Origin of the sequence: Serratia sarumanii (assembly GCF_029962605.1) — a bacterium.
GTDB lineage: Bacteria > Pseudomonadota > Gammaproteobacteria > Enterobacterales > Enterobacteriaceae > Serratia > Serratia sarumanii.
This window is the reverse complement of the sequence record NZ_CP124750.1, coordinates 861,441-884,496: the sequence shown is the minus strand read 5'-3', so window position 1 is coordinate 884,496 and position 23,056 is coordinate 861,441. Positions and strand designations below refer to the sequence as shown.

Below are 23,056 nucleotides of genomic sequence, written 5' to 3'. Positions count from 1 at the left end.
TGCCCTGCTCCAGCGTCAATGCCGAAAAAGGGCCGCGCGTTCAGCACCAATAGGCCATGAAGTTGACGGTAGCGCGATCCAGATCGCGTTCGCCGATCAGATAACGCCGCAGCGTTTTCACCGTGGAAGACTCGGCCGCCACCCAGGCATAAAAAGCGTTACCGCCGGCCGCCCGCTCCCAAAGCACCTCATCGCTCAGGCTGCTTTCCGCCAGGGACTGCGCCTGCGCGCACGCCGAAGCGGGGATATCGACCCGCTGGCGCACCGCTTCCACCAGCAGTGTGCCATGCGCCAGTTGGCGGCCCACGTCACGCGGCAGCCAGTAAACCTCGGCGAACGGGAAACGGGCCAAATCCAGGCAATCCCCCGCCACCGGCACTTCGAAGAACGCCTGCACCCGCGGCGGATTGGCCTGCTGCGCCAGCTGCTCCAGAATGCCCATCGCCGCCGGCACCGCCGTCTCATCGGCGATCAACAGCGCCTGCTGCAACTGCGCCGGCGGCGCCCATTCGTAGCCGCCGCTGTCGCCGCCGAACTCGCCGTTGGGCGCGACCGTCTGAATGGCGTCACCCGGCTCGGCGTGGGTCGCCCAGGCGGAAGCCGGGCCGTTCACACCATGCAGCACGAATTCGACGTCCATCTGATTCTGCTCACGGCGCAGCGCACGCAGCGTATAGGTGCGCATCACCGGCCGTTGTTCTTTGGGGATCGCCATGTAATCGCCGTACCAATCCGGGCCGTTGGCCAACTGCGGGCTCTGGCCGTCCGCCGCCGGGAACAACAGTTTGATGCGCTGATCCGGCGCTTCAAGCTTCATCCGATGAATATCCGCACCTTCAAACACGCAGCGCACCAGCGAAGGTGAAATCAGCGTTTTGCTTTTCAGGGTGATATCAAAAATTCTGTAGCTGGCGGACATGTTCTCGATTCTCCGGCAACGCTGTCGCTTGCGCGTATGGCCGATCGGCTGCCGTGTTGACGGCGTGGGGTGCTCGATCGCGCAGCGGGTAAAATGTTAATAAAACTAATTAATTACGTTAATGTATCGCAAAAAATCATATCATGATTTTATTGATAACAAGAAACGTTATTGATAAAAGAAGCATTCTCAAAAATAGAGTAATAACAAAATCACCTGGGAAATAACGATGAAACGCAAACACCTTTGGGTATTGAACCCTTGTCTGCTGGCAATGCTTGCGCCGGCGGCTTGGGCAGAAGATCAGAAAACCAGCAACGAAGAGCAGTTGGTGGTCTCCGCCAGCCGTTCGCACCGCAGCGTGGCGGAAATGGCGCAGACCACTTGGGTCATCGAAAGCCAGGAGATCGAACAGCAGGTCCAGGGCGGCAAAGAGATCAAGGACATGTTGGCGCAGCTGATCCCCGGCATGGACGTCAGCGGCCAGGGCCGCACCAACTATGGCATGAATATGCGCGGCCGTTCGATGATGGTGATGATCGACGGCGTACGCCTGAATTCATCGCGCAGCGACAGCCGCCAGCTGGATTCGATCGATCCATTCAATATCGATCATATTGAGGTGATTTCCGGCGCGACTTCGCTGTACGGAGGCGGCAGCACCGGCGGCCTGATCAACATCGTCACCAAAAAGGGGCAACCGGAACAGCAGGTCGAGTTGCAGATCGGCGGTAAAACCGGCTTTGGCGGCCATAACGATCACGACGAGAACGTGGCGGCGGCGGTCAGCGGCGGCAACGACAACGCCTCGGGGCGCCTGTCCGTTTCTTACCAGCGCTACGGCGGCTGGTATGACGGCAAAGGCAACGAGGTGCTGATCGACAACACCCAAACCGGCCTGCAGTATTCCGATCGCCTCGATGTGATGGGCACCGGCACCCTCAACATCGACGATCATCAACAGTTGCAGCTGACCACCCAATACTACAAAAGCCAGTCCGACGGCGACCACGGCCTGTTCCTGGGAAAAAACTTCGCGGCGGTGACCGGCAACGCCAAGGCCTACAACAGCGGTAGCTTAGATTCCGACCGCATCCCCGGCACCGAACGCCATCTGATCAACCTGCAATATTCCAACACCGATTTCCTCGGCCAGGATCTGGTGGCGCAGGTCTACTACCGCGACGAAACCCTGACCTTCTACCCGTTCCCGACGCTGGCGGGCAAAGCGCCGAACTATTACGTCAGCAGCATTGGCGCCTCGCAGCAAAAAACCGACTTCTACGGCGGCAAACTGACGTTAAACAGCAAACCTGTCGACGCGCTGACGCTGACTTACGGCATCGACGCCGAGCATGAGAGCTTCAACGCCAACCAACAGTTCTTTAACCTGGCGAAGGCGCAACAGTCCGGCGGCATGACGCTGGAGAACGCCTACAGCACCGGCCGCTACCCGAGCTATACCACCAGCAATCTGGCGTCGTTCCTGCAGGCCAGTTACGACATCAACCCGATCTTCACCCTGAGCGGCGGCGTGCGTTACCAGTACACCGAAAACAAAATCGACGACTTCGTCGGCTATAACCAGCAGCAGGCGATCGCTACCGGCGCCGCCGCCTCCGCCGACGCCATTCCGGGAGGGAAAACCGACTACAACAATGCGCTGTTCAACGCCGGCCTGTTGGCGCACCTGACCGAGCGCCAGCAAACCTGGTTCAACTTCTCTCAGGGCTTCGAGATCCCGGATCCGGGCAAGTATTACGGCAACGGCACCTACGCGCTGAACGGCGGCCACTACCAGCTGCTGAAAAGCGTTAACGTCGGCGATTCCAGGCTGGAAGGCATCAAGGTCAATGCTTACGAGCTGGGCTGGCGCTATACCGGCGATAACCTGCGCACGCAAATCGCCGCCTACTACTCGCTGTCCGACAAGAGCATCGCCATCAACAAAACCGACATGACCATCAACGTCAATGCGGATAAGCGCCGCATCTACGGGGTAGAAGGCGCGGTGGATTATTTCTTTGAAGACAGCGACTGGAGCGCCGGCACCAACTTCAACGTTATCCGTTCCGAAACCAAGGTCAACGGCGAATGGAAGAAGCTGGTGGTGGATACCGCCAGCCCATCGAAAGTCACCGCCTATGTCGGCTGGGCGCCGGGCGACTGGAATCTGCGCTTACAGTCGCAGCAGACCTTCGACGTGTCGGACGACGGTGATTACACCAAGGTCAATTCCACTCAGGGCCGCAAGATCGATGGCTACAACACCCTCGATTTCCTCGGCAGCTATGCCCTGCCGGTGGGGAAAATCAGCTTCAGCGTGGAAAACCTGCTGGACAAGGAGTACACCACCGTTTGGGGCCAACGCGCGCCGATACTGTACAGCCCAACCTACGGTTCGCCTGAGCTGTACAGCTATAAAGGCCGTGGACGCACCTTCGGCTTGAACTACTCGGTGTTATTCTGAGGATAAGGGGCCGGTCTGCCGGCCCCGTTCATTGAGCCGCACCGTTTTTCAGAGAGCAGAAACGACGAAGCCCTGAGTTATCGCTAACTCAGGGCTTCTGAATAGTGGCGGAACGGACGGGGCTCGAACCCGCGACCCCCTGCGTGACAGGCAGGTATTCTAACCAACTGAACTACCGCTCCGCGCCATTCCCTCTTGCGGGGGAACGAGGCGCATATTACGGACGCCTTTCGGTTCCGTCAACGCCTTTTTCTCACCAAATGAACCGTTTGCACAGTTTTTCAACGAAGGTTCATCCGCTGAGGTTTTTTCACGCAAAAACGCCGTTATTCGGCCGGCGCTCCGCGCCACAGGCAGCTGCCGCCCTTCTTCGCCACCAGATCCAGACGCGCCTCGTGCGCCTTCACTTCTTCGTCGCTGGCGTAGACCACTTTCATCGCGGTCGCCGGGCGGACAATGCGCTGAATCTCTTGCGCGGCGTCGTTTTGCTGGGTATCCCCCTCCATCTGGAAGGCTATCGAGGTCTGACCGCCGGTCATCGCCAGATAGACTTCCGCCAGGATCTCGGCATCGAGCAATGCGCCGTGCAGCGTACGCTTGCTGTTGTCTATCTCATAACGGCTGCACAAGGCATCGAGGTTGTTGCGCTTGCCCGGGAACAGGCGGCGCGCCATCAGCAGGCTGTCGGTGATGGTGCAGAAGGTCTCTGTCTTCGGGATGCCCTGCTGCAGCATGCGGAATTCGTGATCCATAAAGCCGATATCGAACGCCGCGTTATGGATCACCAGTTCGCCGCCGCGGATAAAGTCGAGGAATTCCTCGGCAACCTGATCGAAGGTCGGCTTGTCGGCCAGGAAGTCGTCGCTGATGCCGTGTACGCCGTAGGCTTCCGGATCCACCAGCCTGTCCGGCTTGATGTAAACGTGGAAATTGCGCCCGGTCAGGCGGCGGTTAATCACCTCCACCGCACCGATTTCGATGATGCGGTGCCCTTCGTAGTGCACCCCAAGCTTGTTCATACCGGTGGTTTCGGTATCGAGGACAATCTGTCTGGTGGTTGTAGAGATCATATTGCAGTGCTCACAGCGCTCGTTTATGTCAGACTTGGCTTTTATAAAACTGATAGGAAGAGTCTACCAGAGATGCTCAAACAGGTAGAAATTTTCACCGACGGCTCCTGCCTTGGCAACCCCGGCCCCGGTGGCTACGGCGCGATATTACGCTATAAGCAGACGGAAAAAACCTTCAGCGAGGGTTTTCGTCTGACCACCAATAACCGCATGGAAATGATGGCGGCGATCGTGGCGCTGGAAGCGCTGACCGTGCCCTGCGCCGTGACGCTCAGCACCGACAGCCAGTATGTGCGCCAGGGCATCACCAGCTGGATCCATAACTGGAAGAAGCGCGGCTGGAAAACCGCCGACAAGAAGCCGGTCAAAAATGTCGATCTGTGGCAGCGGTTGGATCTGGCCATTCAGCGCCACGAGGTGAAATGGGAATGGGTCAAGGGCCACGCCGGCCACCCGGAGAACGAACGTTGTGACGTGCTGGCGCGCGAAGCGGCCGGTAAGCCGACGCAGGAAGACGTCGGTTACCAACCGGAAGCCTAAGGCAGTTTGCGATAGCTCTTGGTCGCGCCCACCGCGCGGCTGAGAGAAGGTTTTCTCGCCCCCAGTTTCATCGGCGTGGGCGTCAGCGGCAAGGTGCGTTTGCGCGCCACAATCACGCTCATGCAGCCCAGCGCCGGCAAATGAGTGCATAAAAACTTGCCGCCCTTGCGGTGCCATGGCAGCACGTGAAAACGCGCCTGGTACAACACCTCATAATTCAGCAGGCTGAGCCAATCCAGCAGCCGCATCTGGGTAAACATGCGGCTGACATAGGGCTGGCGGCGACGCAATCCGGGCACCAGTTTGCCCAATCCCAGCAGGCTGAACGGATTGAAGCTGCTGATAACCAACCAGCCATCGTCGATCAACACCCTGTCTACTTCACGCAGCATGCGGTGCGGATCGTCCGCATAGGACAGCGTATGCGCCAACAGGCAGGCATCCACCGACTTGGCGGCAAACGGCAGTTGATAAGCATCGGCGATCACCTGCAGCCCTTCCCCCTCCAACCCTACGTTGACCTGATGGGAAATCGCGCATTTATCCGTGGCCAGCTCGGCGCTGAGCATGCCCATCTTCAGCAGATGGAAACCAAACAGCTTTGGCCACCAGGGTTGCAACTGCCGCTCGAGGGCTTCACGATAATATTCCCCCCACGGCAGCTCCGCCCAGGACTGCGGGCCGGTGAGCTTTTGTAGAGTATGGGCTGGTTTCATGATTTATTATCTTCTTTCAAGCCGTTGCCAACGAGAGGTACACCATGAATCTTATCAGCATTCCCGCCTTCCAGGACAATTACATTTGGTTATTGGATGACCGGCAGGGGCGCTGCATTATCGTCGATCCGGGTGAGGCGCAGCCGGTGCTCGAAGCGCTGCAGCGCCTGCAGCTGACGCCGGCGGCGATCCTGCTGACCCACCATCATCACGATCACGTCGGCGGTGTAGCGCAGATCGTGGCGCAATATCCCGGCCTGGCTGTCTATGGGCCGCAAGAAACCGCGGACAAAGGCGCCAACCACATCGTACGCGACGGCGACACCTTTGCCATCGATGGCTGCCAATACAAGACTATCGCCGTCCCCGGCCATACGTTGGGCCATGTGGCATTCTATAGTGCCCCTTATCTGTTCTGCGGCGACACAATTTTCTCCGCCGGCTGCGGCAGGCTGTTTGAAGGCAGCGCCAAACAAATGTACGACTCATTTCAACAACTCGCGCAACTTCCCGATAACACCTTAATTTGCTGCGCGCATGAATATACTCTTTCAAATCTTAAGTTTGCGCGGGCTATTTTGCCGGAAGATCGAGAGATTGAAACATATCAACAACATGTTGAAGCGTTAAGGGCAAAAGGCCAAGCCAGCGTGCCAACCACATTGCAATTAGAGCGCAAAATTAACCTGTTTTTACGTTGCCATGACGCTGATTTACAAAAGAAATTAGGCTTTAATTCACCACCGGAAAGCCTTCATTCAGTTTTTTCCGAATTACGCCTGCGGAAAGATAACTTCTAAGCTTTTAGTTGTGTTATTTAGCGAAGCAAAGTATTATTGCTCGTCTTTTAAGCAACTACATTGACACACACATGAAGGCTAAAGCGATATTTCTCGCCTCAGTCTTGCTAGTGGGTTGCCAGTCGTCCAGGCAGGACGCACCGGCGCCAGAACAGCATGCACAGAGTTTGTCTTCGGCTGGTCAAGATGGTGAAGCAGGAGAGTACACAGCAAATGGCCGAGCGAGCTCGGCGCGGTGGTTGGATAACAACAGTCCCGCCGCGCAACAGGACCTGTGGAACTTCATTAGCGACGAGCTGAAGATGGAGGTTCCGGAAAATTCCCGGATCCGTGATCAGAAAAGAAAGTACTTAAAAAGTAAGAGCTATCTCCACGATGTAACATTACGGGCAGAGCCGTACATGTACTGGATAGTCGGGCAGATTAAGAAACGTAATATGCCGATGGAACTGGTACTGCTACCCATAGTGGAGAGCGCTTTTGACCCCCACGCCACGTCAAGTGCCAACGCCGCAGGGCTATGGCAAATCGTGCCGCAAACGGGTCGCAATTATGGTTTGAAAAACAATCAGTGGTATGACGGTCGACGCGATGTCGTCGCCTCGACAACCGCTGCGCTTAACATGATGCAGCGCTTGAACCGTATGTTTAACGGCGACTGGTTACTGACCGTAGCCGCCTATAACAGTGGTGAAGGCCGCGTGATGCAAGCGGTGAAGGCAAACAAACGCCAAGGTAAGCCAACCAATTTCTGGGCATTGTCGCTTCCGCGTGAAACGTCAATCTATGTCCCGAAAATGCTGGCGCTGAGCGACATCATCAAGAACAGCAAGAAGTACGGCGTGAAACTCCCGAAAACGGATGAAACCCGTGCGCTGGCGCGTATCGATGTCGGGCAGCAGATCCAGCTGACTCAGGCGGCTGAGATGGCGGGGCTTTCAGTCACCAAGATGAAAGCGTATAACCCAGGCTACAAAAAAGGCGTTACGGCACCCAACGGGCCCCATTACATCATGGTTCCCAAAGGGCATGCCGAGCAACTGAAAGACTCGCTGGCCGATGGCCAGATCGCCGTGACTCAGCCAACGACGCAGTTGGCGAAGAACAGCGGTTTGACCGGTGGCAGTTCATATAAAGTGCGCTCCGGCGACACCTTATCGGGCATTGCCAAGCGGCTGAACGTTAAGACCAGCGATTTGCAGAGTTGGAACAACTTACGCGCCAAGAGCGCCATAAAAGTTGGGCAAACCCTGCAAGTGGCCAGCAATACTGGCGGTAACAGCAGTATTACCTATCAGGTTCGTAAAGGTGATTCGCTTGCCAGTATCGCACGTCGTCACGGCGTCGATATTAACGACGTGATGCGTTGGAATTCAACGCTCGGTAAAGGCAACAGCCTTCAACCCGGTCTGAAGTTAACCCTGTTTGTCGGCAACAAGCTGACGCCGGACACCTAAGTTTCCGGCACAAAAAAAGCACCCTTCGGGGTGCTTTTTTATTGCCTGCGATTCACCAGTCGGGAGAATCTTTTTCCGGGTGGAACTCCACCAACAGCGGATTGTGATCCGACGCGCTGGTCACCAGTACCGACGCCTCTACGACCCCAAGATTGCGATAAAACACAAAGTCCAGCGGGCGGCCAAAAGCCTTACGGCGGTGATCGTCGGCGAAGCTCACTTCGCGCAGCGCCATCTCACCGGCAAAGTCATACAAGGCATTGATACGTTTGCGGCTCCAGGCGTTGAAGTCCCCGGCCATGATCACCGGCCCCCGGTGGCTGGCGATCTGCTCGCCGATCGGCCCCAGCTGCTTGCTGTAGACGTCGACTCCCAGACTAAAGTTCACCGCATGGATGTTCACCACCATCAACAGCTCGCCGTTATACAGCGGATAAACGGTGATCAGGGCCGACTTGGACAGCCGCAGCAGCGGCTCTCGCTCGCGCAGCGGGCAGCAGTAAACCGGATGAGCGGCCGCCAGCGTCATCACGCCGGAAGGGTGCTGCGGCAACACAAAGGCCGGCACCTGATCGGCCGCCAGATAGTTGGCGGTAGCGTAGCTCACCAGCTCCGGCGTAGTTTGCGCTTCTTGCAACAGCACCAGCTGCGCATCTTTGCCATGGTTTTTCAGCACCGAAAGCCAGTCGGCTCGCTGCTGTTTGAAAATATTCCACACCATAACGCGCAAGGCGCCGGTCGTCGGCAGCGCCGCCCCTGGCGGCAACGGCTGATTAACGGCGCCAGGAAAGATTCGCTCAACTGGCTGGCCTGCAACATACCTCATTGCATAAGTTCGTTTCGGCACGCGATTCGCCTATAACCCATTAGCATGAAACTGGCGATGAAGACTTCGCCAACGGTGAATTGATTATACGCCTGCCCCGCACAGAGGGCATGGCTTTTACAGGCATAACCTTTTCAGTTATAGGGGCCGCCTGCGGCGATTTCAATCTTCTGAGGGTATAGCAGTGTAAAGGTGATGCAGCAGAGGTGAAAAATGCGAAAGGGCCAGCAAAATGCAGACGGGGAAACAGGAATATGCGCAATCAGATTCCTGTGGGTGACGACGATGCTCCGACGTGTTTAAATGACGAAATCGCTAAAAATTTAGAACAGAGTTTGCCTTTGGAGCAAAAATGAAAGCGAATTCGGACGAGCTTATCACCTTCGTCACCGTAGTGGAAAGCGGCAGCTTCAGCCGGGCGGCCGAGCGCCTGCAGCAGGCCAACTCCGTGGTCAGTCGAACGGTAAAAAAGCTGGAGAGCAAGCTGGGGGTAACCCTGCTCAACCGCACGACACGCCAAATCAGTCTGACCCAGGAAGGCGAAAACTACTTTCGGCAGGTGCAGAAAGTGTTGAGCGATATGGCCGCAGCGGAAAATGCGTTGATGGAAAGCCGTCAACGCCCGCAGGGGCTGCTGCGCGTCGATGCCGCAACGCCGGTCGTCTTGCATCTGTTGACGCCGCTGGTCGCCGAGTTTCGTGAACGCTATCCGGAAATGTCGCTATCGCTGGTCTCTTCGGAAAACTTCATCAATTTGATCGAACGAAAAGTGGATATCGCAATCCGCGTCGGCGAGCTGACGGACTCTACGCTGAAAGCGCGCAAGCTGATGGCCAGCTATCGACGCATCCTGGCCTCCCCCGCCTACCTGGCGCAATATGGCGCGCCAAAGACGGTAGCCGACCTGGAGCACCATTGCTGCATCGGCTTTAACGATCTGCCCAATCTGAACCGCTGGCCGCTGACCTGTGCCGATGGTCGACAACTGGAGATCGTTCCGGGGCTGACCACCAACAGCGGTGAAACCCAGCGTCACCTGTGCCTGCACGGCAACGGCATCGCCTGCCTGTCGGACTTTATGAGTGATGAAGACGTCAAACGCGGGAACCTGGTTCCCCTTCTGGTAGGAGACACGCTGCCACTCGAAATGCCGATCAACGCGGTGTACTACAGCGATAGCGCTGTCAGTAACCGCCTGCGCAGCTTTATCGATTTTATCAGCGAGCGGCTAAAGCAATAAAAAGGCGCCCTCTTGGGGCGCCTGAGGTCTTCATATCTGAAGATTAGTCCCAGTTGGGTGCCAGGCCTTCCGGGCTGACCAATCGGCCGTTGCTTTCAAGCGCCGCAATCTGCGCCATATCTTCGTCACTCAGCGTCAGTTGCTGCGCTAACAGGTTGCTTTCCAGGTTTTCGCGCTTGGTCGAAGAAGGGATCACCGCGTAGCCCAGTTTCAACGCCCAAGCCAGAACCACCTGTGCCGGCGTCGCATTGTGACGGGCGGCAATGCTTTTGATCGTCTCATCCTGCAACGCTTTGCCATACGCCAGCGTCATATAAGAGGTGATGGCGATACCATGTTGCCGTGCGAACGCCACCACTTTTTCATTCTGCAAGAACGGTGACAGTTCGATCTGATTAGTCGCAATCTGATCGGCGCCAACCGCATCAATCGCCTGCTGCATCAGATCGATGGTGAAGTTAGATACACCAATCTGACGGGTCAGCCCCAATCGCTTGGCTTCCAGCAGTTCAGCCATAAACTCTGCGACAGGCACCTCATCATTTGGCGATGGCCAGTGAATCAGCGTCAGATCGACATACGGGGTCTGCAGCTTGGCCAAGCTGTCTCGCAGACTGGGAATTAAGGCGCCCTTAGCCAGATTCGCGATCCAGATCTTGGTCGTGATGAACAACTCGTCACGCGGCACACCGCTAGCGGCGATAGCCTGGCCGACGGCCGCTTCGTTTTCATAGATCTGTGCGGTATCGATAGCCCGATAGCCCAATTCCAGAGCTGTGCTCACTGAGTCGATAACTACCTGATCCTGAAGGCGGAAAGTACCTAAACCAAATGCAGGGATGCTCACAATATTTACTCTCTCATTAGTGGATAAATAACGATGCGAGAGAGTATGGCAATATTTTTAGTGAGCAAAAACGCCAGGTTCGGCATAAGACTTTTGATCAACAGGCAACAATATTGAGGAAAGCGGCAGGAACGGCGACAAATTCGACGAGGCTTTATGAATTTTGCATATGAAAAAGCCCTGAGTCAGAGACTCAGGGCTTATCAATTAAGTGGCGGAACGGACGGGGCTCGAACCCGCGACCCCCTGCGTGACAGGCAGGTATTCTAACCAACTGAACTACCGCTCCACCGATTCTTTTACGTTGCATCTTTCGATGCCGGCAATATCGCGCTCTGCGATTTGCGCATTACCAGTCGTCACGCTGATAACGTTTATTTGATGCCTGGCAGTGTCCTACTCTCGCATGGGGAGACCCCACACTACCATCGGCGCTACGGCGTTTCACTTCTGAGTTCGGCATGGGGTCAGGTGGGACCACCGCGCTATTGCCGCCAGGCAAATTCGTTTCATTCCAACCGCTTCACTTTCGTGTCGCCATCAGAACCAATCTCGGAACTTCGCTGAAAATCTCTTCGTCTCTAAAACACCTTCGGTGTTGTAAGGTTAAGCCTCACGGATCATTAGTACTGGTTAGCTCAATGCATCGCTGCACTTACACACCCAGCCTATCAACGTCTTAGTCTTAAACGTTCCTTCAGGGGACTTAAAGTCCCAGGGAAGACTCATCTTGAGGCAAGTTTCGCGCTTAGATGCTTTCAGCGCTTATCTTTTCCGCACTTAGCTACCGGGCAATGCCATTGGCATGACAACCCGAACACCAGTGGTGCGTTCACTCCGGTCCTCTCGTACTAGGAGCAACCCCTCTCAATCTTCCAACGCCCACGGCAGATAGGGACCGAACTGTCTCACGACGTTCTAAACCCAGCTCGCGTACCACTTTAAATGGCGAACAGCCATACCCTTGGGACCTACTTCAGCCCCAGGATGTGATGAGCCGACATCGAGGTGCCAAACACCGCCGTCGATATGAACTCTTGGGCGGTATCAGCCTGTTATCCCCGGAGTACCTTTTATCCGTTGAGCGATGGCCCTTCCATTCAGAACCACCGGATCACTAAGACCTACTTTCGTACCTGCTCGAGCCGTCACTCTCGCAGTCAAGCTAGCTTATGCCTTTGCACTAACCTCACGATGTCCGACCGTGATTAGCTAACCTTCGTGCTCCTCCGTTACTCTTTGGGAGGAGACCGCCCCAGTCAAACTACCCACCAGACACTGTCCTCACCCCGGATCACGGGGCCGAGTTAGAACATCAAACATTAAAGGGTGGTATTTCAAGGATGGCTCCACGCAGACTGGCGTCCACGCTTCAAAGCCTCCCACCTATCCTACACATCAAGGCTCAATGTTCAGTGTCAAGCTATAGTAAAGGTTCACGGGGTCTTTCCGTCTTGCCGCGGGTACACTGCATCTTCACAGCGAGTTCAATTTCACTGAGTCTCGGGTGGAGACAGCCTGGCCATCATTACGCCATTCGTGCAGGTCGGAACTTACCCGACAAGGAATTTCGCTACCTTAGGACCGTTATAGTTACGGCCGCCGTTTACTGGGGCTTCGATCAAGAGCTTCGCCTTGCGGCTGACCCCATCAATTAACCTTCCAGCACCGGGCAGGCGTCACACCGTATACGTCCACTTTCGTGTTTGCACAGTGCTGTGTTTTTATTAAACAGTTGCAGCCAGCTGGTATCTTCGACTGGCTTCAGCTCCATCCGCGAGGGACTTCACCTACATGCCAGCGTGCCTTCTCCCGAAGTTACGGCACCATTTTGCCTAGTTCCTTCACCCGAGTTCTCTCAAGCGCCTTGGTATTCTCTACCTGACCACCTGTGTCGGTTTGGGGTACGATTCAATGTTACCTGATGCTTAGAGGCTTTTCCTGGAAGCAGGGCATCAACTACTTCTGCACCGTAGTGCATCGTCATCACGCCTCAGGGTTAGTATGTAACCGGATTTACCAGGTCACACCCCCTACACGCTTAAACCGGGACAACCGTCGCCCGGCTAGCCTAGCCTTCTCCGTCCCCCCTTCGCAGTAACACCAAGTACAGGAATATTAACCTGTTTCCCATCGACTACGCTTTTCAGCCTCGCCTTAGGGGTCGACTCACCCTGCCCCGATTAACGTTGGACAGGAACCCTTGGTCTTCCGGCGAGCGGGCTTTTCACCCGCTTTATCGTTACTTATGTCAGCATTCGCACTTCTGATACCTCCAGCAACCCTCACAGGCCACCTTCAACGGCTTACAGAACGCTCCCCTACCCAACAACGCCTAAGCGTCGCTGCCGCAGCTTCGGTGCATGGTTTAGCCCCGTTACATCTTCCGCGCAGGCCGACTCGACCAGTGAGCTATTACGCTTTCTTTAAATGATGGCTGCTTCTAAGCCAACATCCTGGCTGTCTGTGCCTTCCCACATCGTTTCCCACTTAACCATGACTTTGGGACCTTAGCTGGCGGTCTGGGTTGTTTCCCTCTTCACGACGGACGTTAGCACCCGCCGTGTGTCTCCCGTGATAACATTCTTCGGTATTCGGAGTTTGCATCGGTTTGGTAAGCCGGGATGGCCCCCTAGCCGAAACAGTGCTCTACCCCCGAAGATGAGTTCACGAGGCGCTACCTAAATAGCTTTCGGGGAGAACCAGCTATCTCCCGGTTTGATTGGCCTTTCACCCCCAGCCACAAGTCATCCGCTAATTTTTCAACATTAGTCGGTTCGGTCCTCCAGTTAGTGTTACCCAACCTTCAACCTGCCCATGGCTAGATCACCGGGTTTCGGGTCTATACCTTGCAACTATTCGCCCAGTTAAGACTCGGTTTCCCTACGGCTCCCCTATACGGTTAACCTTGCTACAAAATATAAGTCGCTGACCCATTATACAAAAGGTACGCAGTCACACCACGAAGGTGCTCCCACTGCTTGTACGTACACGGTTTCAGGTTCTATTTCACTCCCCTCGCCGGGGTTCTTTTCGCCTTTCCCTCACGGTACTGGTTCACTATCGGTCAGTCAGGAGTATTTAGCCTTGGAGGATGGTCCCCCCATATTCAGACAGGATGTCACGTGTCCCGCCCTACTCATCGAACTCACGACCTGTGCATTTTAGTGTACGGGGCTATCACCCTTTGCTGCGCGACTTTCCAGACGCTTCCACTAACACACAAGCCGATTCAGGTTCTGGGCTCCTCCCCGTTCGCTCGCCGCTACTGGGGGAATCTCGGTTGATTTCTTTTCCTCGGGGTACTTAGATGTTTCAGTTCCCCCGGTTCGCCTCATGCCACTATGTATTCATGACATGATAGTGTGTCGAAACACACTGGGTTTCCCCATTCGGGTATCGCCGGTTATAACGGTTCATATCACCTTACCGACGCTTTTCGCAGATTAGCACGCCCTTCATCGCCTCTGACTGCCTAGGCATCCACCGTGTACGCTTAGTCACTTAACCTCACAACCCGAAGATGTTTCCATCGTTCAAGTTGCAAACATTTGAGAGACTCTATGACAGGTTACTCTTCATTCCGGTACTTCTACGGAGGAATGAATTTCAGCCGTCATGTTTCAATTTTCAGCTTGTTCCAGATTGTTAAAGAGCAATATCTTAAACATGACTCGAAAGTCATCTTTAAGATATGGTGTATCGTCAGATACTGAAGACCGCCGCTTTCACCGGGTGGGTCGGAAGCTTGGCGTCCCCTAGGGGATTCGAACCCCTGTTACCGCCGTGAAAGGGCGGTGTCCTAGGCCTCTAGACGAAGGGGACACGACACCGTACTTTTATGACGCTTTTGCTCGTTACTTTTTCATCAGACAATCTGTGTGAGCACGCCACTCGAAGCAATATCTTTAGGTAAGGAGGTGATCCAACCGCAGGTTCCCCTACGGTTACCTTGTTACGACTTCACCCCAGTCATGAATCACAAAGTGGTAAGCGCCCTCCCGAAGGTTAAGCTACCTACTTCTTTTGCAACCCACTCCCATGGTGTGACGGGCGGTGTGTACAAGGCCCGGGAACGTATTCACCGTAGCATTCTGATCTACGATTACTAGCGATTCCGACTTCATGGAGTCGAGTTGCAGACTCCAATCCGGACTACGACATACTTTATGAGGTCCGCTTGCTCTCGCGAGGTCGCTTCTCTTTGTATATGCCATTGTAGCACGTGTGTAGCCCTACTCGTAAGGGCCATGATGACTTGACGTCATCCCCACCTTCCTCCAGTTTATCACTGGCAGTCTCCTTTGAGTTCCCGGCCGAACCGCTGGCAACAAAGGATAAGGGTTGCGCTCGTTGCGGGACTTAACCCAACATTTCACAACACGAGCTGACGACAGCCATGCAGCACCTGTCTCAGAGTTCCCGAAGGCACCAATCCATCTCTGGAAAGTTCTCTGGATGTCAAGAGTAGGTAAGGTTCTTCGCGTTGCATCGAATTAAACCACATGCTCCACCGCTTGTGCGGGCCCCCGTCAATTCATTTGAGTTTTAACCTTGCGGCCGTACTCCCCAGGCGGTCGATTTAACGCGTTAGCTCCGGAAGCCACGCCTCAAGGGCACAACCTCCAAATCGACATCGTTTACAGCGTGGACTACCAGGGTATCTAATCCTGTTTGCTCCCCACGCTTTCGCACCTGAGCGTCAGTCTTCGTCCAGGGGGCCGCCTTCGCCACCGGTATTCCTCCAGATCTCTACGCATTTCACCGCTACACCTGGAATTCTACCCCCCTCTACGAGACTCTAGCTTGCCAGTTTCAAATGCAGTTCCCAGGTTGAGCCCGGGGATTTCACATCTGACTTAACAAACCGCCTGCGTGCGCTTTACGCCCAGTAATTCCGATTAACGCTTGCACCCTCCGTATTACCGCGGCTGCTGGCACGGAGTTAGCCGGTGCTTCTTCTGCGAGTAACGTCAATTGATGAGCGTATTAAGCTCACCACCTTCCTCCTCGCTGAAAGTGCTTTACAACCCGAAGGCCTTCTTCACACACGCGGCATGGCTGCATCAGGCTTGCGCCCATTGTGCAATATTCCCCACTGCTGCCTCCCGTAGGAGTCTGGACCGTGTCTCAGTTCCAGTGTGGCTGGTCATCCTCTCAGACCAGCTAGGGATCGTCGCCTAGGTGAGCCATTACCCCACCTACTAGCTAATCCCATCTGGGCACATCTGATGGCAAGAGGCCCGAAGGTCCCCCTCTTTGGTCTTGCGACGTTATGCGGTATTAGCTACCGTTTCCAGTAGTTATCCCCCTCCATCAGGCAGTTTCCCAGACATTACTCACCCGTCCGCCGCTCGTCACCCAGAGAGCAAGCTCTCCTGTGTTACCGCTCGACTTGCATGTGTTAAGCCTGCCGCCAGCGTTCAATCTGAGCCATGATCAAACTCTTCAATTAAAAGCTTGATGTGCTTCCACTCGAGAAGCGATGCTCAAAGATTTACTGCATGAATTTTACTTCAGTTAGTCACTCTTCAAGACTTGATATTTTTTTGCATCCTAGGATGCTGGATATCGTCTTGTGGAGTGCCCACACAGATTGTCTGATAAATTGTTAAAGAGCAGTGCCGAGAAACTCATCGGCGCGGGCTGCGTATATTACGCTTTTAGCCCGGAGAGTCAAGCGTTTATTTCGCTGTCTTCTCGCTGACCCGGCGGCTTGTCAGTCGTTGTTCCCGGTCAGTGGAGGCGCATTATAGGGAGTTCTCGGCAGGCCGCAACCCCTAAATGCAAAAAACTTTTCAAGCGCTCAAATAATCGCCCAAAATGCCTTTTTAGGATGTTTATTAGTCAAGAAACACCGGTTTTAGCGCAGCAATAGCGGCAAACCCTGTAAATAGAGACAAATGAAGATAAAGAAAAGGGAGCGGTCACCCGCTCCCTTTCATCTTCATGACGCTTAGTTGCCGTTATTGGCGTGCAACGATATGGTCGTTTTCGACATCCAGCGTCACCAGCTTGCCGGGAATCAGCTTGCCGGACAGGATTTGCTGCGCCAGCGGGTTCTCGATCTCCTGCTGAATCGCGCGTTTCAACGGACGCGCGCCATACACAGGGTCGTAACCGGTTTTGCTCAACAAAGCCAGGGCCGGTTCGGTCATGGTCACTTCGTAACCGCGTTCTTCCAAACGTTTGTACAAACGCGACAGCTGAATTTTGGCGATTGCAGCAATGTGTTTCTCGCCCAGCGGATGGAACACCACCACTTCGTCGATACGGTTGATGAACTCAGGACGGAAGTGGTGACTCACCATCTCCATCACCGACTCTTTCATCTGCGCGTAGTTCATCTGACCGAAGTGCTCCTGGATCAGATCGGAGCCCAGGTTAGAAGTCATGATCACCACGGTATTGCGGAAATCGACGGTACGGCCCTGGCCATCGGTCAGTCGGCCGTCATCCAACACCTGCAGCAGAATGTTGAATACGTCCGGGTGCGCTTTCTCGACTTCATCCAGCAGAATCACCGAGTAAGGCCGGCGGCGCACGGCTTCCGTCAGATAGCCGCCCTCTTCATAACCCACATAGCCCGGAGGCGCGCCGACCAGACGCGAAACGGAGTGTTTCTCCATAAACTCGGACATGTCGATACGCACCATGGCGTCGTCGCTGTCGAACAGGAACGAAGCAAGCGCCTTGCAGAGCTCGGTTTTCCCCACCCCGGTCGGGCCGAGGAACAGGAACGAACCGATCGGCCGGTTAGGATCGGACAACCCGGCGCGGCTGCGGCGGATAGCATTAGAGACCGCACTGACCGCTTCGTCCTGGCCGATCACCCGCGAATGCAGCTCTTGCTCCAGGCGCAGCAGTTTGTCGCGTTCACCCTCCAGCATTCTGGCCACCGGGATGCCTGTGGCACGCGCCAGCACCTCGGCAATCTCCGCATCGGTCACCCGATTGCGCAGCAGCTTCATGCTCTTGCCTTCGGCCTGCGTGGCGGCGGCGAGCTGTTTCTCCAGCTCAGGGATTTTGCCGTATTGCAGTTCCGACATCCGCCCCAGATCGCCGACGCGGCGCGCCTGCTCCAGGGTGATTTTGGCCTGCTCGAGTTCAGCCTTGATGTTCTGAGTGCCGGAGAGCGAGGCTTTTTCCGCTTTCCACTCTTCTTCCAGCTCCGAATATTCGCGCTCTTTCTGCCCCAGCTCATCGCTGAGCATGTCCAGGCGTTTCTTGCTGGCGTCGTCAGACTCTTTATTCAGCGCCTGCTGTTCCAGCTTCAACTGAATGATGCGGCGTTCAAGCCTGTCGAGCGACTCCGGCTTGGAATCCATCTGCATGCGAATACTGGATGCCGCTTCGTCGATCAGGTCGATAGCCTTGTCCGGCAATTGACGATCGGCGATATAACGGTGAGAAAGCGTCGCCGCCGCCACGATGGCCGGGTCGGTGATCTGCACGTGGTGGTGCAATTCGTAACGCTCTTTCAGGCCGCGCAGGATAGCGATGGTGTCTTCCACGCTCGGCTCCGCCACATACACTTTCTGGAAACGGCGTTCGAGCGCCGCGTCTTTCTCTATATATTGGCGGTACTCATCCAGCGTTGTGGCACCGACGCAGTGCAGTTCGCCGCGCGCCAGCGCCGGCTTGAGCATGTTGCCCGCATCCATCGCACCATCCGCCTTACCGGCGCCGACCATGGTGTGCAGTTCGTCGATAAACAGGATAACGCTGCCTTCCTGCTTGGCCAGATCGTTGAGCACGCCTTTCAGACGCTCTTCAAACTCGCCGCGGTATTTGGCGCCGGCGATCAAGGCGCCCATATCGAGGGACAATACGCGCTTGTGCTTCAGCCCTTCCGGCACTTCGCCGTTGATGATGCGCTGCGCCAGGCCTTCGACGATGGCGGTTTTACCCACGCCAGGTTCGCCGATCAGCACCGGGTTGTTTTTGGTACGGCGTTGCAGCACCTGAATGGTGCGGCGGATCTCTTCGTCACGGCCGATCACCGGGTCAAGTTTGCCCTGCTCGGCGCGTTCGGTCAGATCGATCGTGTATTTCTTCAATGCTTGCCGTTGGTCTTCGGCGCCTTGATCTTCCACGCTGTCACCGCCTCTCATTTGTTCAATGGCTTTGCTGATTTTGTCGGCCGTTGCGCCGGCCGCTTTCAACAAGTCGGTCAACGAGCCGCGGTCTTCCAGCACCGCCAGCACAAACAGCTCGGAAGAAATGAATTTGTCCGCACGCTTCTGTGCCAGCTTGTCGCACAGGTTCAGGACGCGCACCAACTCGTGGGACGGTTGAACGTCGCCACCGGTACCTTCTACCTGCGGCAAACGGGACAGCGCCTGTTCGATCTCGGTGCGCACGCGCCCGGCATCGATACCTGCGGAAGTTAATAGTGAACGAACCGTGCCCCCTTCCTGATTGAGCAGGGCGCTCATCAGATGTAGCGGTTCAATAAACTGGTTGTCGTGCCCAAGGGCTAGTGACTGGGCATCGGCGAGGGCAAGCTGGAATTTGTTGGTAAGACGATCCAGACGCATAACACCTCCAAGATGGGTCGAAATTGCTACTGGAGATTAAATGAGGTCATCCCTCAAATTTTCAAGGTTATCTCGACGCTAAATTTTCGGTACAACGCCATGCGTCGTTGGATCGTCCTAATTCAATAGGTTATATCAGCCAGATTAAACTTGCCATACGTCCGGTTATTCCATCGCGTCGATAGGAGAAAAAATGACTCTTTTCGTTAACCGTGCAGCGGTCGCCGCCGTAGATGGCCTGCACGCCTGCCCGCAACAAACGTTGGCGGGCCAGCAAGTAGATATTAGCCAAAAACTTATCGCCGTGCGGCGTAAACGCCGCCGCGGCTTCGGCGTCTTCCGCGATAAAGGCAGCGCGCACCTCCGGCCCGACCTCAAACTGCTGCGGGCCGATCGCCGGCCCCAGCCAGGCGCTGATCTGGCTCGGCGCGGCGCTGAACGCCGCCACGGTTTGCTCCAGCACGCCATGGCATAACCCACGCCAGCCGGCGTGAGCGGCGGCCACTTCATCGCCGTGCTGCGAACAGAACAGCACCGGCAGACAATCCGCCGTCATCACGGCACACACCTGCCCCCGCACGTTGCTGTAAACCGCATCCGCCCGCAGATCGGCGGGCGCTTGCCCCGCCAACGTCACCACACGGGTGCCATGTATCTGCTCGAGCCACACCGGCATCTGCGGCAAGCCGGCGACGGTAACCAACCGTTCCCGATTGCGCTTCACCGCTTGCTCCTCGTCACCGACGTGGGCGCCGAGGTTCAGCGAGTCATAAGGCGGCAGGCTGACGCCGCCGCCGCGCGTGGTGCTGCAGGCCTTAACGCCGGGAGGCAACGGCCAGTCGGGCAGAATGAGCGAGTTCATTACCAGTCCATCTGATCTTTGAATTCTTCGGTATCCGCCTTCAGCGCGTTAATCAGATCGACCATGTCCTGCGGCAGCGGCGCATGCCACTCCATCTGGATGCCGCTGATCGGATGGTACAAACGCAGCATGGTGGCGTGCAGCGCCTGGCGGTCAAAACCGCGCAGCGTGTTGATGAAGGCTTCCGAAGCCCCCTTCGGCGGACGTGGACGGCCGCCGTACAGCGGATCGCCCACCAGCGGATGGCTGATGTAAGCCATGTGCACGCGGATCTGGTGAGTACGGCCGGTTTCCAGGCGCAGACGCAGACGGGTGTGCGCGCGGAAGTGTTCCATGATGCGGTAGTGCGTCACCGCCGGTTTACCCATCGGGTGCACCGCCATGTGGGTACGCTTGGTGGAATGGCGCGCTATGGGCTCTTCTACCGTGCCGCCGGCGGTCATGGTGCCAATCGCCACCGCTTCGTATTCACGGGTGATTTCACGCGCCTGCAGCGCTTCCACCAGCCGGGTTTGCGCCGGCACGGTTTTCGCCACCACCATCAGGCCGGTGGTGTCTTTATCCAGACGGTGCACGATGCCGGCGCGCGGCACGTCGGCGATTTCCGGGTAGTGATGCAGCAGCGCATTGAGCACCGTGCCGTCCGGGTTACCGGCGCCAGGGTGCACCACCAAATCGCGCGGCTTGTTGATCACCAGGATGTCGCTGTCTTCATAGACGATATCCAACGCGATATCCTGCGGCTCCCAACGCGCCTCTTCTTCTATCTGTGCATCGATGGCGACCGTCTCTCCGCCCAGCACCTTCTCTTTCGGTTTGTTTGACGTTTTGCCATTGACCTTCACCCGATCGCCCAGGATCCACTCTTTTATGCGAGATCGTGAATAATCAGGGAACAATTCGGCCAAAGCCTGATCTAAACGTTGTCCGAGTTGAGATTCGGCCACCGTTGCGGTGAGTTGTACTTGTTGTGCCATATGCAGCTTCTTCGTTAACGTTGGGTTTTCACGGCGATGCCGTTTAATATAATGTGCTATTGTACCTGGTCTTTGTCGGGAGCTTAACGGACAGTCTCCCGGAATAACACCCTGAGGATAATCAAAACGTCATGACGCGTATGAAATATCTGGTGGCGGCAGCCACGTTGAGCCTGGCGCTGGCAGGTTGCTCCACATCCAAGGATGCGGTTCCCGACAACCCACCTTCGGAAATCTATGCCACCGCGCAGCAAAAGCTGCAGGACGGTAACTTCAAGGGCGCGATTACGCAACTCGAAGCGTTAGATAACCGCTATCCTTTCGGGCCGTATTCCCAGCAGGTCCAGCTGGATTTGATTTACGCCTACTATAAGGCCGCCGACTTGCCGATGGCGCAGGCATCCATCGATCGCTTCATGCGCCTGAACCCGACGCACCCGAACATCGATTACGTGATGTACATGCGCGGTCTGACCGACATGGCGCTCGATGACAGCGCGCTGCAGGGCTTCTTCGGGGTTGACCGTTCGGACCGCGATCCTCAGCACGCTCGCGCTGCGTTCCGCGACTTCAGCCAGCTGATTCAGCAATACCCGAACAGCCAATACGCGACCGACGCCAACAAGCGTTTGGTGTATCTGAAAGACCGCTTGGCCAAGTATGAGCTTTCGGTGGCGGAATACTACACTAAACGCGGTGCTTACGTCGCGGTCGTTAATCGCGCCGAGCAGATGTTGCGTGAATTCCCGGATACCAAAGCGACGCACGACGTGTTGCCGCTGATGGAAAATGCCTACAAGCAACTGCAGCTGAACGGCCAGGCTGACAAAGTGGCCAAAGTGATCGCCGCCAACCCGCAATAAGCGCGCGTCGGCAACGGCAAAAAAACAAAACGGCAGCCTCGGCTGCCGTTTTCATTGGCGTGGACCTGGTTTTCACTGGAAGAATACACAAGTAAAAACACGGTGTTAGCTAGCGCTCCTCACCGGTCAACTCATCGATAATGCGCCATCCGGCGGCAACTCTCAAGCATTAGATAACCAATTCAAATGCTGAATCACAGATTGAACTAACTTTGCAAAAAGTGACAAAAAATCGTGATTTACATCACGCATTTAAACAAAAAGCGGGGTATGCTGGGTTCACCAAGACGGAAAGACAGAGAGGTAAGTTATATGACATTGAACATTACCAGCAAACAAATGGATATCACTCCCGCAATCCGCAATCACGTCGAAGACCGTCTCACCAAACTGGAAAAATGGCAGACCCAGCTGATAAACCCGCATATCGTCTTATCCAAAGAACCGCAGGGGTTTGTCGCCGACGCTACCATTACCACGCCGAACGGCCCGCTGGTCGCCAGCGCCAAACATGATGACATGTATACCGCCGTTAACGAGCTGATCGCCAAGCTGGAGCGCCAGCTGAACAAGGTGCAGCACAAAGGCGAAGCGCGCCGCTGCAATGCCAGCGTGAAAGACATCGTGCCGGAAGTGACGCAGGAACAGGAATAACCGTCCGACTGCGGTTGCCGCATCAAACGCGCCCGAGGGCGCGTTTTTTGTCGGGTATTTTTGTTGACGGGGTAAAAGCCAGCGGTTACTTTAAAACCTGTTCGCATTAACCTTAGGTAGACCATGCCACGCACACCGTTTTTCTTCGCATTCTTTTTTACCTTCCCCTGACTGGGAGGCGTTTCGTCGTGTGAGAAAGAATGCGAAGACGAACAACAAGGCCTCCTGGAAACAGGAGGCTTTTTTTATGGCTGTTATACAACGAATAAGAACTG

Annotated in this window: 16 protein-coding genes, 3 tRNA genes, 3 rRNA genes and 1 other annotated feature; of the genes, 8 read left to right on the top strand and 14 right to left on the bottom strand. The window is 55.6% G+C overall.

From position 1 onward, the window contains the following. Window positions 1–40 precede the first annotated feature (40 nt). Window positions 41–919, bottom strand: a complete 879-nt coding sequence (locus SSARUM_RS04080) for a siderophore-interacting protein (RefSeq protein WP_041033385.1) — start codon at window positions 917–919, stop codon at window positions 41–43. A 229-nt stretch (window positions 920–1,148) separates the two neighbouring features. On the opposite strand from SSARUM_RS04080, the gene SSARUM_RS04075 reads away from it, so the two are divergent. Beyond that, entirely contained in the window at window positions 1,149–3,389 is a 2,241-nt protein-coding gene (locus SSARUM_RS04075) for a TonB-dependent siderophore receptor (protein WP_060431287.1), read from the top strand. A gap of 105 nt (window positions 3,390–3,494) precedes the next feature. On the opposite strand, the gene SSARUM_RS04070 is transcribed toward SSARUM_RS04075, so the two are convergent. Further along, window positions 3,495–3,571, bottom strand: a tRNA-Asp gene (locus SSARUM_RS04070). A gap of 144 nt (window positions 3,572–3,715) precedes the next feature. Further along, window positions 3,716–4,459, bottom strand: a complete 744-nt coding sequence (gene dnaQ, locus SSARUM_RS04065; RefSeq protein ID WP_004930195.1) for a DNA polymerase III subunit epsilon — start codon at window positions 4,457–4,459, stop codon at window positions 3,716–3,718. 72 nt (window positions 4,460–4,531) lie between these two features. On the opposite strand from dnaQ, the gene rnhA reads away from it, so the two are divergent. Continuing rightward, the gene (gene rnhA, locus SSARUM_RS04060; protein ID WP_033649910.1) at window positions 4,532–4,999 is read left to right on the top strand and encodes a ribonuclease HI; all 468 of its coding nucleotides are present in this window, start codon (window positions 4,532–4,534) and stop codon (window positions 4,997–4,999) included. On the opposite strand, the gene SSARUM_RS04055 is transcribed toward rnhA, so the two are convergent. Further along, window positions 4,996–5,715, bottom strand: a complete 720-nt coding sequence (locus SSARUM_RS04055) for a class I SAM-dependent methyltransferase (protein ID WP_033637192.1) — start codon at window positions 5,713–5,715, stop codon at window positions 4,996–4,998. The genes rnhA and SSARUM_RS04055 overlap by 4 nt on opposite strands. A 44-nt stretch (window positions 5,716–5,759) precedes the next feature. Here SSARUM_RS04055 and gloB point away from each other — a divergent pair, with 44 nt between their 5' ends. Further along, a complete protein-coding gene (gloB, locus tag SSARUM_RS04050; RefSeq protein ID WP_060387313.1) occupies window positions 5,760–6,515 on the top strand; it encodes a hydroxyacylglutathione hydrolase in 756 nt (251 codons plus the stop codon). Between the two features lie 71 nt (window positions 6,516–6,586). After that, window positions 6,587–7,972 (top strand): murein transglycosylase D, encoded by a 1,386-nt coding sequence (gene mltD, locus SSARUM_RS04045; RefSeq protein ID WP_033653353.1) that lies wholly within the window; start codon window positions 6,587–6,589, stop codon window positions 7,970–7,972. A gap of 52 nt (window positions 7,973–8,024) precedes the next feature. On the opposite strand, the gene SSARUM_RS04040 is transcribed toward mltD, so the two are convergent. Further along, complete coding sequence (locus tag SSARUM_RS04040) at window positions 8,025–8,798, bottom strand: endonuclease/exonuclease/phosphatase family protein (protein WP_033649908.1); 774 nt, start codon at window positions 8,796–8,798, stop codon at window positions 8,025–8,027. A 352-nt stretch (window positions 8,799–9,150) separates the two neighbouring features. On the opposite strand from SSARUM_RS04040, the gene yafC reads away from it, so the two are divergent. Beyond that, window positions 9,151–10,038, top strand: coding sequence for a DNA-binding transcriptional regulator YafC (gene yafC / locus SSARUM_RS04035; protein WP_033649907.1), 888 nt, complete (start codon window positions 9,151–9,153; stop codon window positions 10,036–10,038). 43 nt (window positions 10,039–10,081) lie between these two features. Here the strand turns inward: yafC and dkgB are convergent, their stop codons facing one another. The 9 genes from dkgB to rluD form a co-directional block, all read right to left on the bottom strand. Next, window positions 10,082–10,885 carry a 2,5-didehydrogluconate reductase DkgB gene (gene dkgB / locus SSARUM_RS04030; RefSeq protein ID WP_033649906.1) on the bottom strand — a complete coding sequence of 268 codons (804 nt, stop codon included), beginning with the start codon at window positions 10,883–10,885 and terminating at the stop codon, window positions 10,082–10,084. A 212-nt stretch (window positions 10,886–11,097) separates the two neighbouring features. Then, window positions 11,098–11,174 (bottom strand) — tRNA-Asp (locus tag SSARUM_RS04025). Between the two features lie 94 nt (window positions 11,175–11,268). Next, window positions 11,269–11,384 (bottom strand): 5S ribosomal RNA (gene rrf, locus SSARUM_RS04020). Window positions 11,385–11,487: 103 nt separating this feature from the next. Further along, a 23S ribosomal RNA gene (locus tag SSARUM_RS04015) occupies window positions 11,488–14,395 on the bottom strand. A 239-nt stretch (window positions 14,396–14,634) separates the two neighbouring features. Further along, a tRNA-Glu gene (locus SSARUM_RS04010) sits at window positions 14,635–14,710 on the bottom strand. 88 nt (window positions 14,711–14,798) lie between these two features. Then, window positions 14,799–16,340, bottom strand: a 16S ribosomal RNA gene (locus tag SSARUM_RS04005). Together the 16S, 23S and 5S rRNA genes with 2 tRNA genes alongside form the textbook arrangement of a ribosomal RNA operon. A gap of 511 nt (window positions 16,341–16,851) precedes the next feature. Then, window positions 16,852–19,425, bottom strand: coding sequence for an ATP-dependent chaperone ClpB (gene clpB / locus SSARUM_RS04000; protein ID WP_060430906.1), 2,574 nt, complete (start codon window positions 19,423–19,425; stop codon window positions 16,852–16,854). Between the two features lie 130 nt (window positions 19,426–19,555). Further along, on the bottom strand, window positions 19,556–20,287 hold the full coding sequence (gene yfiH, locus SSARUM_RS03995; RefSeq protein WP_039568951.1) for a purine nucleoside phosphorylase YfiH: 732 nt from the start codon (window positions 20,285–20,287) through the stop codon (window positions 19,556–19,558). Continuing rightward, window positions 20,287–21,264 carry a 23S rRNA pseudouridine(1911/1915/1917) synthase RluD gene (gene rluD / locus SSARUM_RS03990; RefSeq protein WP_004932452.1) on the bottom strand — a complete coding sequence of 326 codons (978 nt, stop codon included), beginning with the start codon at window positions 21,262–21,264 and terminating at the stop codon, window positions 20,287–20,289. The genes yfiH and rluD overlap by 1 nt, the downstream gene beginning before the upstream one ends. Before the next feature lie 131 nt (window positions 21,265–21,395). On the opposite strand from rluD, the gene bamD reads away from it, so the two are divergent. The 3 genes from bamD to SSARUM_RS03975 all read left to right on the top strand — a co-directional run bounded on the left by bamD (window position 21,396) and on the right by SSARUM_RS03975 (window position 22,952). Continuing rightward, a complete protein-coding gene (bamD, locus tag SSARUM_RS03985) occupies window positions 21,396–22,127 on the top strand; it encodes an outer membrane protein assembly factor BamD (RefSeq protein WP_004932456.1) in 732 nt (243 codons plus the stop codon). A gap of 312 nt (window positions 22,128–22,439) precedes the next feature. Beyond that, window positions 22,440–22,781 (top strand): ribosome-associated translation inhibitor RaiA, encoded by a 342-nt coding sequence (raiA, locus tag SSARUM_RS03980; RefSeq protein WP_004932457.1) that lies wholly within the window; start codon window positions 22,440–22,442, stop codon window positions 22,779–22,781. A gap of 122 nt (window positions 22,782–22,903) precedes the next feature. After that, window positions 22,904–23,030, top strand: a sequence feature (Phe leader region). Further along, entirely contained in the window at window positions 22,905–22,952 is a 48-nt protein-coding gene (locus tag SSARUM_RS03975) for a hypothetical protein (RefSeq protein ID WP_101428074.1), read from the top strand. It overlaps the preceding feature by 48 nt. Window positions 23,031–23,056 lie beyond the last annotated feature (26 nt).